Raw genomic sequence first — 15,925 nt, 5'->3', positions numbered from 1 at the left:
ATCTTAAATTTGCAATTGATAAGCGTTATCATTTGCGTTAAATTCCCCTGCATCTTACAGGCACTTCCGCCCAATAGTGCTTCAATTATACGAATACAAGAGTCTTTTCAGGCCAGTGTGGTTTGGAAGATTGCACAGAAGAACGTCAAGAGACAGCTTATATGGCTAAAGTGGATTCCGCCGAGCAGATGGCCAACACCATGTCGACCAACAAAACCATCGCCCCTGAAGCCCGCGGGCTTCTGCTGAGTGAGTATCAGGGTGTGCTGGCGACACAGTCACGGGTACTGCCGGGGTATCCTTTCGGCTCGGTTACGCCTTACTGCCTCGATCAAAATGGTCAGCCGATTATTCTGATCAGCAGCCTGGCCCAGCATACCCGTAATATTGATAAAGACCCCAAGGTTTCCCTGACCCTGACCGAGAGCAACGTAGACGACGCCCAGACCGGAGCTCGTCTGACCTGGGTGGGTGATGCTCATAAAGTTGAGGGTGACGATGCTGAAGCTGTAGCCGAGCGCTATTATCGCTTCTTCCCTCACTCCAAGGGTTACCACAAAACTCACAGCTTTGCTTTTTACCGTATTGAAGCTGTACGCGCTCGTTATATTGGTGGTTTTGGTCGTATTCACTGGGTCAGCAAGGATGATATCAGCGGAGAAAATCCGTTCTTTGGTGATGTTGAAGCCGGCATGGTCAACCATATGAATGAAGATCATCAGGATGCACTGGTGAAATACTGCATTCAAAATGGAGTAGAAGTACCCGAAGGTGTGCAGCCGCTGATGGCGGGTATCGACAGTGAAGGTATTCACTTGCTGATCGAGCGTCGCTTGGTACGTATCGCATTTGAAACACCGGTAACGACTCCGGGTGAAGCCCGTCAGGCACTGGTCGCCATGGCGCGAGCAGCCTGAGGCACTGATGACCTGAAGTACTCATTGCTTCAGGTAGCTATTGCCTCAAGTAGTTATTGAAAGTTTGCCCCATCGGGGGAAAAGGCAGGCAGGGATAGCCTGCTACTTCTCCCGCTCTTTCGCCCTTTTGATCCGCAAAACCATTCAGCCTCAACGCAGGCTGTTACCAATGTGCATTCTAGAATGCGTCAAAGTAACGCTGATATTCAAAGCCGGTAATATTTTTATCCAGCCACTCCTGGAAAGCCCTCACTTCATTTTCCCGGGTTCGGGCATAGTGGTCAGCCAGCTTTTGTCCGAAAAACAGCTCAGCAAACTCTGATTCCCTGAATGCTGTTACAGCGGCTTCAAGTGAACGGGGCAGAGGCATAATGTTTTTGCTCTCGGCAGGATTTCCCGTCACAGGCTCTTCCGGGTCGATATGATTTGCAATCCCGAACAATCCACCTTCCAGCATGGCGGCTATCGTCAGGTAAGGATTAATATCTGGCCCACAGCAGCGGTGCTCAAACCGGGTTTGCTCCGGGGAGTTGCCCTTGATCACCCTGACAGCGACACAACGATGCTCCAATCCCCAACAAATATCTTCGGGCATGCCGGCAACGCGTTCCAGACGCCGATAGGCGTTCATTGTTGGCCGGAAGATAAGGTTCATGGCTTTCATACTGCTCATCAGCCCACCCAGATAATGGCGACCTGTATCTGAGAGCGGGCTATCGGTGCCTTCTGCCGCTGCAAAAAGGTTGTGTCCATCTTCTGTGCTGCACAAGGACTGGTGAATATGCAGACCGCAGGCCTGGAGTGTTCCGGGTCGGGTGGAGCGGGGCATAAAGGTTGGAATCAGGTCATATTCTTGGCACAGGGCCTTCAGGTAGTAACGCAACCGTGCCAGTGCATCGGCTGCTTGCAGGGGAGGCAGCGGAGCTAGTGCGATTTCATAGATACCTTCACCACTTTCAGAGGAGATACTGAAGAGTGGTGCTCCGATTTGCTCCATTCGCTGCATCAGGGTTGTAGCCAACTGATGCCAGCGATGATCACGGCAACCATCGTGATAGCGGTTGCCTTCGCCAAACAGGGCCAGGTTGGAGAAATCACGTTGCTGTAGTTTTTCCGGGTCAGCATGGTAAAGCGCGAACTCGAGCTCAATACCCAGTCGGGCATTCATTCCCTGTGATCGTAGTTTTTCTTCTGTATTACGCAGCACAGCCCTGGAGTCCATAAAATAGGGCGTACCGTCATCCTCAAAGGTGTCGAGCATAATGCTGGCCGTTTCCGGCTGCCAGTCGGGTATGACCAGTGAGTCGGGGTCAGGTACTGCGCGAATATTCTTGAAGCCGGTGTGAAACCAGATATGAGGCGATTCATAAACCGGCATACCCAGAGGTGCACCGCAGTTTGGCATCACCAGATAAACTGAACTGTTGGCCATATGGCCCGCCGGATTGAGCTTCAGTGGTGCAAGCCGGGTATTGAGCCTGCCGTGGTGATCAGGCAGTTGCAGGGTCAGGTTCTTGATGCTCTGGCTTTTCAGCCTTTCCTCTGCGGCCAGCAGTGAATCAGAGCGGGCTGCAACAGTATCCTCGTAATTCACTACCGGTACCTCGAGGCGATTTTTTAAATTACACAAGGTTATAAGATATAGACCATCAACTTTATTCAGTTGGAGTATGCCGGGGTGATTTATGGGACACTTTGCAGCTGATGTTGATGTACAAGAATATTTTTGAATGAAAAAAGCGGATCAAAAGTTTATTGGTGCTCATGTTTCGGCTGCCGGTGGTGTTGATAATGCACCCCTGAATGCGAAAGAGTTGGGTGCCACTGCTTTCGCCCTGTTTACCAAAAACCAGAGGCAGTGGCAGGCAAAGCCGCTGGAATCCAAAGTTATTGATAACTTTCGTCGTCGCTGTGAGTTGTATGGCTTCTCGCCGGCGCAGATCCTGCCCCATGACTCCTACCTGATTAATCTGGGCCACCCGGAAACCGAGGCGCGGGAAAAGTCACTGAATGCTTTTGCTGATGAACTACAACGCTGTGAACAACTGGGGCTGGACCGGCTGAACTTTCATCCGGGAAGTCATTTGCGAAAAATCAGTGAAACAGAATCACTGAAGCTGGTGGCTGAATCAGTGAACCGGGCACTGGAGAAAACCACAGGTGTTATGGCTGTTATTGAGAATACGGCGGGGCAGGGCAGTAATCTGGGCTACAGCTTTGAACATCTGGCAGAAATTATTGATCAGGTAGAAGATAAGAGCCGGATTGGTGTCTGCCTGGATACCTGTCATGCCTTTGCAGCCGGTTATGATCTGCGCACAAATGAAAGCTGTACTCAGGTTTTTCAGCAGTTCGAAGAGACGGTGGGCTTTTCCTATCTGCAGGGCATGCACCTGAATGACTCCAAAGGTGCGCTGAATTCACGTAAAGACCGTCATCACAGTCTGGGTGAAGGTGAAATAGGCTGGGAAGCATTCAGATTTATCATGCAGGATAAGCGCTTTAATGGTATTCCGATGGTGCTGGAGACTATAGATTCATCTATCTGGCATGAAGAAATCCATTCCCTGCAAATCCTGGCGGGACAGAAGGTGTAAAATTTGATCCAGATCAGGAGTGTTTTACAACGGTAAGAGTACTGTTCAAACAGGCCTGTTGTGTCTTTCAGGCGTAACAGGCCCAAAAATTATAACAATACACTGACTGTGTGCCGCACTGGGGGGACACATGAACAGGTTGCTTATCGTCCTTTGCTTTGCCTTTATCTCATCAGGTTGCACGACTGCACTTACCCGGATTGTTGAGGCTTCGGTCTACTCGACAGCCAAAGACATGCCCGTGCATGAATCCTTTTACATCTCACCGGCTACAGAAACAGGAGACAGCATCTACCGCTGGCACTACAGCGAAGTGGCCGGTAAAGACATGGGATCCTGGATCCATGTGAGGGATATCAATGATGAGACATATCACATCGTCAACAAGACGGAAGGTATGTTGTTTGAATATCACTTCTGGGTACAGAACCATAAGATTCTGAAGGCTGAGCTCCATTACCTTTCCCGTGTTGCCCCGTTGAAGGTCGAGCCCGTAAAACCGGACGGTATGTTTACTTCATTTGAAGTAACAGACTTGAAAATACCTCAGAAAATGGAGGTTCGGGGCAAATCATACTCAATTAACCGAATCGAAACCCTGACAGTGGATACAACCGTTGAAGCGCTGGGAAAGGCAGAGCACAAGCAATATGTAACGGTCCGTTATATATCAAATCAGGTGCCTCTGGGGGTGGTTATGGAAGAGACGTTCTTTTCCACTCAGCTGCTGCGTGATAACTGGGAGTTTGTTCGTCAGGGGCTTGAAGCTCTGGATCCGTTGCGCCCCAAGCATGATGTGTTACTGAAGCTGGCGGGTAGTTTCCGGGAAAAAGAGAAGCAAAACTTCCAGCTGGTCTTTTATCAGGAACCCAGACCTTTACCCGAGCCCTGATTCAATAACAAAACAGACCTTGAAATTTGCATAAACGTCTCCACTATCTTGTTTGTATTTATTTTGCGGAGGCGATTATGCGCTCCCTGTCCTTTCTGATTTTCTTTGCGCTGGAGCTGACAGTTCTGATCGAAGTGGGCAGCCTGATCGGTGCCGGCTTTACGGTGCTGTTGGTCTTTGCGACTTCTGTTCTGGGTATCAACCTGCTGCGCCAGCAGGGGTTTCGTACCATGCTGAAGCTCCAGCAGCGCATGGCTGCAGGGGAACAGCCAGCTGAGGAAGTGATCGAAAGCATGATGATCGGCATTGGTGCCCTGCTGTTGATTCTTCCCGGATTTATTACCGATACCGTGGGTCTGTTTCTGATGCTGCCATTGTTCCGAAGCTGGGCGATCAGTCGTTTGACCGGCAGCCAGTACTGGCAGAAACGAAATCACGGCGCCAATGTCTATAATTCCGAATTCCATGAAGTCCACGACGATCAGCCTAGGCCACATGACACCCAGCGCATGATCGAAGGGGAATACCGTCGCAAAGATTGAAAAAAATTGCGATAGCGGGGTTGAAAACCGAAATCATCACCCCCACTCATGGGAACACCTATAAAATCTTCCCGGGATGTGCGGATCCGGCTCTGTCAGGCAGTAGAATCAGAACCGGCAAGCAGTGGGAAGATCATATTTAAGACCGGCAGCTGTTTTTATCTACAGCTGCAAGTTGATAAGTAGAAACCGTCAAACCGCCCGGATGCGATGCTGAATCAAAAACAGTGGGTGTCGGGAGCGGAACAACAGTTGGAGATACAATCGATGAAAATTCGTCCGTTGCGTGATCGTGTCGTTGTTCGTCGGGTTGAAGAAGAAACCACCAGTGCCGGCGGTATCGTTCTGCCGGGTTCTGCTCAGGAAAAGCCGAACCAGGGCGTTGTTGTTGCTGTTGGTGAAGGCCGTCTGCTAGACAACGGTGAAGTACGCCCGGTAGCAGTGAAGGAAGGCGATCGCATCATCTTCGGCAAGTACGCTGATTCCAACACCGTTAAGGTTGAGGACGAAGAACTGATCATTCTGTCTGAAAACGATATCTCTGCTGTCGTTGAAGCGTAATCCGCGCTTCACAGACACTCCTGAATAATCGTTCTCTAATTGATTCAACTGTTACTGGTAAAGGATAAGGAACATGGCTGCAAAGCAAGTTAAGTTCTCTGACGACGCTCGCAAACTGATGCTGGAAGGCGTTAACGTTCTGGCTGACGCTGTTAAGGCGACTCTGGGACCCAAGGGCCGCAACGTACTGCTGGAAAAATCCTTCGGCGCTCCGACCATCACCAAAGATGGTGTTTCCGTAGCCAAGGAAATCGAACTGAAAGACAAGTTCCAGAACATGGGCGCCCAGCTGGTTAAGGAAGTTGCTTCCCAGGCTAACGATCAGGCAGGTGACGGTACTACTACCGCTACCGTACTGGCTCAGTCCATCGTTAACGAAGGTCTGAAGTACGTTGCTGCCGGCATGAACCCGATGGATCTGAAGCGCGGTATCGACAAGGCTGTTGCCGCTGTTGTTGCCCAGCTGCAGGAAATGTCCACTCCTTGCGCCGACAGCAAGTCTATCGCTCAGGTTGGTACTATCTCTGCTAACTCTGACGAGCTGGTTGGCCAGATCATTGCTGAAGCAATGGAAAAAGTTGGCAAGGAAGGTGTTATCACCGTTGAAGAAGGTTCCGGTCTGGAAAACGAACTGGACGTAGTAGAAGGTATGCAGTTCGACCGTGGCTACCTGTCTCCTTACTTCATCAACAACCAGGAAAGCATGTCTGCTGACCTGGAAAGCCCGTTCGTACTGCTGGTAGACAAGAAAATCTCCAATATTCGCGACCTGCTGCCGGTACTGGAAGCTGTTGCCAAGGCTGGCAAGCCGCTGCTGATCATCGCTGAAGATGTTGAAGGCGAAGCGCTGGCAACTCTGGTTGTGAACAACATGCGTGGCATCGTTAAGGTTGCTGCTGTCAAGGCACCTGGCTTCGGTGACCGTCGCAAGGCTATGCTGCAGGACATCGCTATCCTGACCGGTGGTACTGTAATTTCTGAAGAAGTTGGCCTGTCTCTGGAAGGTGCAACTCTGGAAGACCTGGGTTCTGCCAAGCGCATCGCTATCACCAAGGAAGACACCACCATCGTTGACGGTGCTGGTGCCCAGGCTGAAATTTCCGCTCGCGTTGACCAGATCCGCGCCGAGATCGAAAACTCTACTTCCGACTACGACAAGGAAAAACTGCAAGAGCGCGTAGCCAAGCTGGCTGGCGGTGTTGCTGTTGTTAAGGTTGGCGCTGCTACTGAAGTAGAAATGAAAGAGAAGAAGGCTCGCGTTGAAGACGCGCTGCACGCAACCCGTGCTGCCGTTGAAGAAGGCGTTGTAGCCGGTGGTGGTGTTGCTCTGGTTCGTGCCCTGGCCAACATCAACGTTGATGCTACCAACCCTGAACAGGAAGCGGGTATTGCTCTGATCCTGCGTGCTCTGGAAGGCCCGATCCGTCAGATCGCTTCCAACTCCGGTGACGAAGCTTCTGTTGTTGTTGACAAGGTTAAGGCGGGTGAAGGTAACTTCGGTTACAACGCTGCTACCGGTGAGTACGGCGACATGATCGAAATGGGTATCCTGGATCCGGCTAAAGTAACCCGTTCTGCACTGCAGGCGGCGGCTTCTGTTGCCGGTCTGATGATCACCACCGAAGCTATGGTTGCTGATGAGCCTGAAGACAAGGCTGCTGGCGCTGGCATGCCTGACATGGGCGGCATGGGCGGCGGCATGGGTGGTATGGGCGGCATGATGTAGTGCGACGAGAGTCGTACAGGTAGCTGGCCTGGCGGGGCTACTCTCCCGAGGATGTCGAAAGGCATCCTCTCCACGATCCCGCAATAAGCAGCATTAAATAGATAAATCCGGTATCCGGATCTCAGTGTCTGGATACCGGTCTTCTCGTAAGAGAAGTCCTTATTCAGATATTGGTTGTAGATCCAATGTCTCACGTCTTATGGGCGGATAGATGTTCATGCTGAAGGAATTTCGAAAGAAGTTCTGAAGGAGCAGGGGTATCCGTGTCTATTTTGCTTACGCCTGACATCTGTTCGACGTAAGTCATTTCTGTGATTGTCTCACTGGGTATTTGTTACCTCCGGGTATGCTCAGGAGTGAGACCTGTTGTTTGGCCAACAGTAGCCTAAGGGTAGTGCATAGCTGGTAACGGCTTTGTGCGAAGCTCCCTGACAATGTAGCCCCATTTATGGCACATATTTACCGCGAGGTATTATGTGGAACCTGCGAGCAACACGCGGGGGAGGCGCTAGGCTGGATGGTACGGTTAACGTAAGTGAACTGCTGATAAACGTCGTCAGCCGCGACGAGCCAAAGTTGCTGACAGGCTTTGACCAAAAGGTGCGTGGTCGGTTATTCCTCTTACATCTGGGAATACGCCAACAGTTGACCACCGGCGGATAGGCAGAACCTAACCCATCAGTGTCATGGAAATGAAACTCGGTAAGCCCGTAATTCTGCCCTGTTGTTTAGGGCAGGCGGATCGCAAGTGAAACTGTGGGAATTGCGGGTAAAGGAGTGCAGAAAAAGCGAATGCCAGCCTGTAATGGGTTGGATAGGGGTTTAAACGTCACCTCGTTCGAAAGGAAGCAGACTTCTGCATGGTCTCTCATCGTGAGATGGCTGCATAACCTTATGGTTGCTCTGGGGTAACTCAGGCAGACCAAATAATCATATCCCAATGGGGCACAGTATCCCCTTGGGATGGCTGTCCTCCGCAGTATGGGTTGAGAAGGAGGACAGCAAGTGAACGCTATCACTTCCGGTACGTCTGCGTTCTCCACCTGCCCAAAAACTTGGCACCAGATTAACTGGCAAAAAGTAAACAGGCAGGTAAGGAGGATGCAGGTTCGTATTGCGAAAGCAGCTAAAGCCGGTAACGAGAGGAGGGTCAAATCCCTGCAAAGGTTGCTGGTCAACTCGTTTGCAGCCAAAGCGCTGGCAGTCAGGCGAGTAACAGAAAATGCGGGTAAGAGAACAGCTGGAGTAGACGGTGTTCTCTGGAGTACGCCTAAAGCCAAATGGCTGGCCCTGCACTCGCTGAAGCGGCGCGGTTATAAACCTTTGCCGCTAAGGCGAATATACATCCCGAAAACAAACGGAAAGAAACGACCGCTCGGTATTCCGGCAATGAAGGACAGAGCAATGCAGGCGCTATACCTGTTAGCACTGGAGCCGGTATCTGAAAGCAGTGCTGATCGTAATTCATATGGATTCAGACCCGAAAGATCTACGGCTGATGCTATAGAGCAATGTTTCATTGTTCTTAGCAGGCGCAGTTCGCCGGAGTGGGTACTGGAAGGTGATATCAAGGGGTGCTTTGATAATATCAGCCACGACTGGTTGCTTGACCATGTACCAATGGACAAGCAGGTATTACGGAAATGGTTGAAAGCGGGGTTCATGGAGTCTCGGCAATTATATGCGACAGAAGCGGGAACACCTCAGGGTGGTATTATCTCGCCGACGTTAGCCAATATCGCCTTGGATGGCTTGGAAAGGGATCTGGAAGACGCTTTTGGTCGACCTAACACCAAGAAGAGCTACAAACATAAGGTGAATTTCGTACGGTATGCAGATGACTTTGTCATTACGGGTATCTCTCAGGAGTTACTTGAAGATGAGGTCAAACCCTTGGTTGTAAGTTTTATGAAGGAGCGGGGACTCAGCCTCGCACCGGAAAAAACTGTTGTTACACATATCGCGCGTGGCTTTGATTTTCTCGGTCAGAATGTTCGGAAGTACAACGGCAAGATGTTAATCAAGCCGTCTGATAAGAACATAAAGGCATTACTGGCGAAAGTTCGAGATATTATCAAGACCAATAAAACTGCACCGCAGTACCGTCTGGTACAAAAGCTCAACCCTGTCATTAGAGGGTGGGCTAACTACCATCGGGGTGTAGTGGCAAAAGAAACATTTGGCCGAGTTGATTTCCTCATATGGAAAATGCTGTGGCAATGGGCGAGACGCAGACATGCCAACCGTCGTAAGCACTGGATCAGGAAGAAGTATTTCCGGCGCATGGCGGGTCGAAGTTGGTGTTTCTGTGGAGTAAACCGCGATGAAAACGGAAATGTTGTAATGTCACCACTGGTTTACGCCAGTGATGTTGCCATAAAACGGCATACGAAGATTAAGGGCGATGCCAATCCTTATGATCCTGGGTGGGAAACCTACTTTGAGGCCCGCTGGGTTAAAAAGACAAAGGAATCTCTGAAATCTCGGGGGAAACTGCTGAAATTATGGATGGAGCAGGAAGGGTTGTGTCCTATATGTCGTGGAAAGGTAGACAGTGGTTCAGGTTGGGATGTGCATCATATCGTTGAGAAAACCAACGGTGGTACTGATGTGTTGTCCAATCTGGTGATGTTGCACCCAAATTGCCACCGGCAATTGCACTCTTTGGGCACGAAAATGAATACCGTTTGCGAAGTAAACTAGATTGTTATCTCATGTCCTAGAGGGATACTCATGAAAGACTTTGGAAAAGTTAAAGTTGTGCAGCGGTTAGTAGTTGGGCAAGGCGAGACAGTGAAGCTGGACATTGAAGATGACTCCATCGTGACGGTGGAGACGGTGGGAGGAAGTAGGATTGTATTTCCCGCATCCCGCACTTTCAATTCAACTGGCTTGCCAAGCATCACTTCAGGAGGTGACATTGCCCATTTTGATGTGTGTGTTGAGGAGTTTGAAATGACTAATAGAAAACTGCTGGGTTTGTAAGCCAAACCTTAGAGAGGCTTGAGCCGTATGCGGGGAAACTCGCACGTACGGTTCTTAGGGGAGGGGTGGCCAGTAATGGTCGCTCCTTACCCGACATCGGCTGTTGCCTTTTACATTAAGCAACCTTATCTACCTGTAGCGACTCCGCTATAAATAAGGGCTGTTTTAACAGCCCGCTAAAGAAAACCCGAAACCGCAGCAGAAGTTATTCTGCTGCGGTTTTTTATTTGCAGTGCTCTTGCTGACTGATTTTCGCTTTGTTAAAGAAGGAGAAGAGAGAAATAAATCGGGATCTGGCTGATGAGCATGAGTCTTGTTGATATTGAATGCCGTTTTGAGTTTATTTGTCCGAAGACATGGGATGAACTGGAGCTGACAGAGCGTGAGAATATTCGCTTCTGTAATCACTGCGAGGAGTCAGTTTACTTTGTAGGTTCGGATATGGATGCGTTTGATGAACATGCCAAATCAGGGCGCTGTATTGCAGTCCTTGTTGAGGATACCCAGCCAGCGTCAGAGCCTGAAGGTGGTGGTCCACGGCCAATACAGTTGACAGGAACACCTCCCCGGTGAAACGAAAAGCATCACCTTAAACAACAATAAAAGAGTAGCTGTACAGCTTGTTATGAAACAACTTGAACTTAAAATTCCACCCGTCATTGTTGTCTTTCTTGTTGCTGTAGCTATGTGGTTGATGGCTAAAGTAATGCCCCGCATCGTGCTGTCATTCGAGGCACGCTACCTCATTTTACTGGCTTTTAATCTTGTGGGTTTCCTGATTGCGCTGTCTGGCGTTCGTGCATTTAGAAAGGCACAAACAACAGTAAACCCGGTAAAACCAGATACAGCTTCATCTCTGGTATCCGGTGGCATTTATCGCTTTACCCGTAACCCTATGTACCTAGGTATGCTTTTCAGTCTTTGTGGCTGGGGATTATTCTTGGGGAGCATTTACTCTCTGATCTGGCTGCCTGTCTTTATTTTGTATATGAACCGGTTCCAGATCCAGCCTGAGGAGCGAGCACTGGAGCAGTTGTTTGGCGATGAATTCAAGGTTTATTGCAGTCGGGTCAGACGCTGGGTCTAGGCAAAAAATACAGTTTGTCGTTTACGTGCCCATTCTTGATGTCGGACAAGTTTGTCCGCTGTATTCCCCCATATACTCGGGTTGAAGAACAACAAATATATCCTCAACAGAGGGGGAATGTTATGGGCGACTTTGACAGCGACCATATCCGTAACCTTGCGTTTATGGGGCATAGCGGCAGTGGCAAATCTACCCTGGTGGAAGCTCTGCTGAACCGAACCGGTGCTGTTTCTGGCGGTAGTGATCATGGCAGGCGAAGCAGGATAACCGATCACACCGAACAGGAGAAACAGGCCGGTCACTCTCTTGAATCTTCCATCTTTCATTTCGAACACCAAAATACCCGCATTAACCTGATTGATACGCCTGGATATCCTGACTTCTTCGGCAGGGCCATGGCTGTTTTACCGGCTGTTGAATCCGTGGCATTGATTATCAATGCTCGGGCTGGCGTCGAAGCTGTTACCCGTCGTGCCTATGAGCTTTTGCACGAGAGGCGCAAATGCGGGCTGATTATTATTAACCAATGCGATGACCCGGAAGCTGAGCCTGAAAAAGTACTGCAGCAGTTACAACAGCTGTTTGGCAGTCACTGTCTACCAATCAATTTGCCTGCAGAGGACAAGCAAAAGGTTGTCGATTGCTATTTCCATCCTGAATATGGAGCCAGAACTGCTTTCAGTTCAGTTACTATCGCTCATGACCAGCTGGTGGAGCAGGTGATTGAGGTTGATGAAGCCCTGATGGAGCTGTATCTGGAGCAGGAACAGTGTATTGAACCGCCCCAGCTGCATGATCCGTTTGAGAAAGCACTGCGGGAAGATCATCTGATACCGGTCTGCTTCGTGTCGGCTGAGTCAGGGGCAGGGCTGGATCTGTTGCTGGATGTGATCTGTCAGCAAATGCCTGTTCCCAGAGAAGGCAATCCGCCTTTGTTCCTGAAGGGGGAAGGTGCTGCTGAAGAGCCTGTGGTGGTAAAGGCTGAAGCAGACCAGCATGCAATAGCACATGTCTTCAAGGTCACGATTGATCCTTACAAAGGAAAGCTGGCCGTCTTCAGAGTCCATCAGGGAACCATTGCGAATGGCTCCCAGCTGTTTATCGGTGATGGCAGAAAGCCGTTCCGGGTAAACCACCTGATGAAATTACAGGGTGGAGAACTGACTGAAGTTGAATCGGCAGCTCCCGGCGATATCTGTGCAGTAGCCAAAGTGGATGACCTGAGTTTTGATTCAGTGCTGCATGACTCTCATGATGAAGACTACTTCCACCTCAAGCCATTGGCTTTTCCATCACCGATGAGCAGTCTTGCGGTCAGCCCGGCGCGTCATGGCGATGAGCAGAAACTGTCTGATATTTTGCACCGTGTCACTGCTGAAGACCCCAGCCTGGCAGTTGAGCATCGGGAGCGGCAGAATGAGACAGTCATCAGTGGTCTGGGTGAGTTGCATCTGAAAACAGCGCTGGAAAAAATGCAGAATGTTTTCGGATTTGAAGTTCAGACTTCGGTGCCAAGCGTTGCTTATCGTGAAACCATTCAGTGTAAGGCTGAAGGGCATCACCGACATAAGAAACAAAGTGGTGGTGCCGGCCAGTTTGGTGAGGTCTTCCTTAGAATCGAACCGTTGGAAAGAGGGAGCGGTTTTGAGTTTGCCAGTGAAGTGGTTGGTGGTGCCATACCCGGGCAGTTTATTCCGGCTGTAGAAAAGGGTGTTCGCGAAGTTATGGAGTCAGGTACCATCGCTGGTTATCCGATGCAGGATATTCGTGTTGTTGTATACGACGGTAAGCATCACAGTGTGGACTCCAAGGAAATTGCTTTTGTTACGGCTGGCAAAAAAGCCTTTATTGCCGCAGTTGAAGCCGCGAAGCCGGTCGTTCTGGAGCCTTATGTCGAAGCTACCGTAGATGCACCTGACCGTTGTATGGGCGATATCACCGGTTATCTGGCGACCGAACGGGGAATGATCATGGGCTCCGAGTCTCATGATGACGGAACCGTCAGTATTCAGGCTCGTGTACCGCTCGGCAATATGGCGAACTTCAGTAACCAGTTGAAATCAATTACCTCGGGAGATGGTGAATATACGATGGTGTTCAGCCATTATGATGTTGCCCCCGAGTCCCTGCAAAAGCAGCTGGTGAAAGAGGCCGCTGCAAACTAGCCAATAAAAGCCGGGGCTGTTTGTGGCCCTGGCTTTTCCTGTTTTGTTGCTCACGGTTATTCGACGAATCTTTTAGTAGCTTCTATGGTTTGGGAACAACAACCATAGTGCAGGTGCTGTGATGAAATCGTCGAGATACTTCTGCTTTGTACTGGTTTTAGTCTTTGTTGTACCTTCTGAGTCTTCACATGCCGGGTTTGGCCGGCAGTTTTTCAATCTCACCAAAAAAGTGCATGGAAGCCTTTTGGTTACGATCTATGGAGCAGGAGTTATTCCGAGAAATACCCATGGTTTTTTAAAACTAAGTCGCAACCATGAAGGAATAACATCGACTTTTCTTAGTGACTACCCTGCTTCGCACAGTACTGCCGATCATCGTATTTTACCGACAGCCACTTTACGGACGTATGACAAGACAAATTATTTTTGGGTTACCAGTCCTGTTGATGAAAATGGTATCCAGTCATCATTGTCGACTGTGTTGACTCCGGGCTGCCTCTCGATATGGCAGCTGCTCAGTGGTGAATACACCGCAGATATTAAAGCAATATCTTCACCATTCTTTGATTATGGTAAATGCCAGAATATTGTTCACTTCAGTGGTGAAGAACTGAAAGAGTTCAATTGCCCCGTTTGGGACAAGCTTCAGGATACTGTTAGTCCCGAGAAGATAAATCTCTGGCTTGATGTGGGAAAAGGCGGCCAAAGGGCAACGATTCCATGCCCGTCAGTTACACAGTCTGCTGATGGCTTTCGGTTTGATGCCGATCGGATTCCAGTCAGAAGGTTGTTCTTGATGCATGTTAACGCGAGAGGCACCTTTGATCCCCGGATAGGCTCTTTTGACTCTTTTCTTATTTCAAACCTGACGGGCTACCCTGTATTGATGACAATTCATAATCAGATACCGAGTATTTTTGAGGTGAGACAACGTTCGGATCGCTTTGAGGAAGTTGACTAGAGCGCTGTTCAGTCTGTTGTTTTTTTATCCAGACAGCCGCCTTTTGAGCAGCATCAAACCCTGACTCTATGGCGGCTTCAAACGAGGGATGTATAGTGTAGTCGCCAGCCAGATAAATCCCTTGCTGGCTCTGCCCCAGCTGCTCCAGACGGTGATAGGCACCCGGTAACATAACCGGGCATACGCTGGGGAAGCGTTGTATATCATGCCCCGTAATCAGTTCCGGGATGTTCTGATGTAACGGGGCAAGTTCGCTGAAGATAACATCCATGAGTTGCTCGTCACTCATCTCTATCAGATTGTTATCCTGGAAATCTTTGGGAGCCAAATGTGCACTGACAATAAAAGGCCGGCCCTGTGCCTTTCCTGCAGTCGTATGACGTTCAATCCAAGTGGCATCGTATAGCTCGGTAATAAAACCGTTGTTGAGTAGTGTCAGGCTGAAAGCCTTGTCAAAAACAGGTCTGTCTGAGTACAAGGCAACGGTGATATAGGAGGTGTAGCTGATCTGTTCCAGTAACCGGCGCTGCATGGCGGTTAATACCGGCTCTGCTATCTGTAGCGTGATAAATGCCGGGGTAGAAACGACTAGTGAACGTCCGGTAATCGTATGCAGTTGTTCGTTATGTCGAAACTTGACCATATAAACCTGATTGTCAAAAGACACTGAAGTTACTGTTGAGCCAAGGTGTAGCACAGGCTGAAGTTGTTGAGTCAGTGCGTTGACAATTGAGATGATACCGGTTGGCGGAGACCAGAGGAGGGAGCCGGAATCGTGTCCTGTCTTTTTTGATGCTTTCAGCAGGTGTCGCTCTGATGCCAGACTGTATGCTGAAATATCTTCCAGATTTGCGCCAAACTGGGAGCGCACCATGATGTTGTAGCGAGCCTGCAGAAACGGATGAATTCTCAGGTCGTTCATCCACTGGGCCGCACTCAATAAATCCAGTCCTGTGCGGGCTGCTCTGGAGTGAAAATCGCCCCCTTCCCGATAGTGAAATACCAGATCATTCATGCTTTCCAGAAATGAATTGAAATTGTTCTCCCCTGTTATGCTGGTAGTCAGTTCTTTAATTGCAGTGCAACCAGTATAAATTTTTCCGTCATGTAACAGAGCCGTGACTGGCAGGGGAATTTCAACCAGCGGAATCTTAAAACCATCGACAATCTTTTTCAGTGCCGAGTGGGTTCCGGTCAGATAGGGCTGAGTACTTTTTGAATAATGGAAGTCACCTTTGATGCCCGACCTGACAACGCCACCGGTGCTCTCCTGAGCTTCAACGATGGCAATATCAATTCCCTGCTGCTGAAGAAAGTAGCCCGCAGACAGCCCTGATGCACCGGCACCAATCACAATCACATCATGATCTGCAGCGGGTTGGTTTTCTCCATGGACGGGCTGGATAAAACCAAGCCAAATGACAAATATCAGTTGCCACGCAAATGTGGCACCAGCTTCACCTGACAATGTGAAGGGTGACCTTAAAGCCGG

Annotated in this window: 14 protein-coding genes; 12 read left to right on the top strand and 2 right to left on the bottom strand. The window is 49.6% G+C overall.

Annotation, left to right across the window (positions count from 1 at the left end; all coding sequences use genetic code 11):
- Nucleotides 1–161: 161 nt before the first annotated feature.
- Complete coding sequence (locus ACYZZ0_RS05435) at nucleotides 162–917, top strand: HugZ family pyridoxamine 5'-phosphate oxidase (RefSeq protein WP_461535576.1); 756 nt, start codon at nucleotides 162–164, stop codon at nucleotides 915–917.
- Nucleotides 918–1,095: 178 nt separating this feature from the next.
- On the opposite strand, the gene ACYZZ0_RS05430 is transcribed toward ACYZZ0_RS05435, so the two are convergent.
- The gene (locus ACYZZ0_RS05430) at nucleotides 1,096–2,511 is read right to left on the bottom strand and encodes a glutamine synthetase family protein (RefSeq protein ID WP_461535575.1); all 1,416 of its coding nucleotides are present in this window, start codon (nucleotides 2,509–2,511) and stop codon (nucleotides 1,096–1,098) included.
- Nucleotides 2,512–2,647: 136 nt separating this feature from the next.
- On the opposite strand from ACYZZ0_RS05430, the gene nfo reads away from it, so the two are divergent.
- The 11 genes from nfo (at nucleotide 2,648) to ACYZZ0_RS05375 (ending at nucleotide 14,433) form a co-directional block, all read left to right on the top strand.
- On the top strand, nucleotides 2,648–3,514 hold the full coding sequence (nfo, locus tag ACYZZ0_RS05425; protein WP_461535574.1) for a deoxyribonuclease IV: 867 nt from the start codon (nucleotides 2,648–2,650) through the stop codon (nucleotides 3,512–3,514).
- A 130-nt stretch (nucleotides 3,515–3,644) separates the two neighbouring features.
- Nucleotides 3,645–4,406, top strand: a complete 762-nt coding sequence (locus ACYZZ0_RS05420; protein WP_461535573.1) for a hypothetical protein — start codon at nucleotides 3,645–3,647, stop codon at nucleotides 4,404–4,406.
- Between the two features lie 77 nt (nucleotides 4,407–4,483).
- The gene (locus tag ACYZZ0_RS05415) at nucleotides 4,484–4,948 is read left to right on the top strand and encodes an FxsA family protein (protein WP_461535572.1); all 465 of its coding nucleotides are present in this window, start codon (nucleotides 4,484–4,486) and stop codon (nucleotides 4,946–4,948) included.
- A gap of 267 nt (nucleotides 4,949–5,215) precedes the next feature.
- A complete protein-coding gene (locus tag ACYZZ0_RS05410; RefSeq protein ID WP_461535571.1) occupies nucleotides 5,216–5,509 on the top strand; it encodes a co-chaperone GroES in 294 nt (97 codons plus the stop codon).
- 73 nt (nucleotides 5,510–5,582) lie between these two features.
- Nucleotides 5,583–7,235, top strand: coding sequence for a chaperonin GroEL (groL, locus tag ACYZZ0_RS05405; RefSeq protein ID WP_461535570.1), 1,653 nt, complete (start codon nucleotides 5,583–5,585; stop codon nucleotides 7,233–7,235).
- 1,005 nt (nucleotides 7,236–8,240) lie between these two features.
- The gene (gene ltrA / locus ACYZZ0_RS05400; protein WP_461535569.1) at nucleotides 8,241–9,938 is read left to right on the top strand and encodes a group II intron reverse transcriptase/maturase; all 1,698 of its coding nucleotides are present in this window, start codon (nucleotides 8,241–8,243) and stop codon (nucleotides 9,936–9,938) included.
- A gap of 30 nt (nucleotides 9,939–9,968) precedes the next feature.
- A complete protein-coding gene (locus tag ACYZZ0_RS05395) occupies nucleotides 9,969–10,220 on the top strand; it encodes a hypothetical protein (RefSeq protein WP_461535568.1) in 252 nt (83 codons plus the stop codon).
- 300 nt (nucleotides 10,221–10,520) lie between these two features.
- Nucleotides 10,521–10,793 (top strand): hypothetical protein, encoded by a 273-nt coding sequence (locus ACYZZ0_RS05390; RefSeq protein WP_461535567.1) that lies wholly within the window; start codon nucleotides 10,521–10,523, stop codon nucleotides 10,791–10,793.
- Nucleotides 10,794–10,845: 52 nt separating this feature from the next.
- Entirely contained in the window at nucleotides 10,846–11,307 is a 462-nt protein-coding gene (locus tag ACYZZ0_RS05385; RefSeq protein ID WP_461535566.1) for a methyltransferase family protein, read from the top strand.
- A 122-nt stretch (nucleotides 11,308–11,429) separates the two neighbouring features.
- A complete protein-coding gene (gene fusA / locus ACYZZ0_RS05380) occupies nucleotides 11,430–13,472 on the top strand; it encodes an elongation factor G (protein WP_461535565.1) in 2,043 nt (680 codons plus the stop codon).
- A 121-nt stretch (nucleotides 13,473–13,593) separates the two neighbouring features.
- Nucleotides 13,594–14,433 (top strand): hypothetical protein, encoded by an 840-nt coding sequence (locus ACYZZ0_RS05375; protein ID WP_461535564.1) that lies wholly within the window; start codon nucleotides 13,594–13,596, stop codon nucleotides 14,431–14,433.
- On the opposite strand, the gene ACYZZ0_RS05370 is transcribed toward ACYZZ0_RS05375, so the two are convergent.
- A complete protein-coding gene (locus tag ACYZZ0_RS05370) occupies nucleotides 14,327–15,901 on the bottom strand; it encodes a flavin monoamine oxidase family protein (RefSeq protein ID WP_461535563.1) in 1,575 nt (524 codons plus the stop codon). The genes ACYZZ0_RS05375 and ACYZZ0_RS05370 overlap by 107 nt on opposite strands.
- Between the last annotated feature and the right edge of the window lie 24 nt (nucleotides 15,902–15,925).

The organism is Spongorhabdus nitratireducens (genome assembly GCA_947387575.1).
In the GTDB taxonomy this organism is placed as follows: Bacteria; Pseudomonadota; Gammaproteobacteria; order Pseudomonadales; family Endozoicomonadaceae; genus CANDOC01.
Note: the sequence above shows the minus strand (reverse complement) of the source record. Positions and strands in the feature narration are given on the sequence as shown.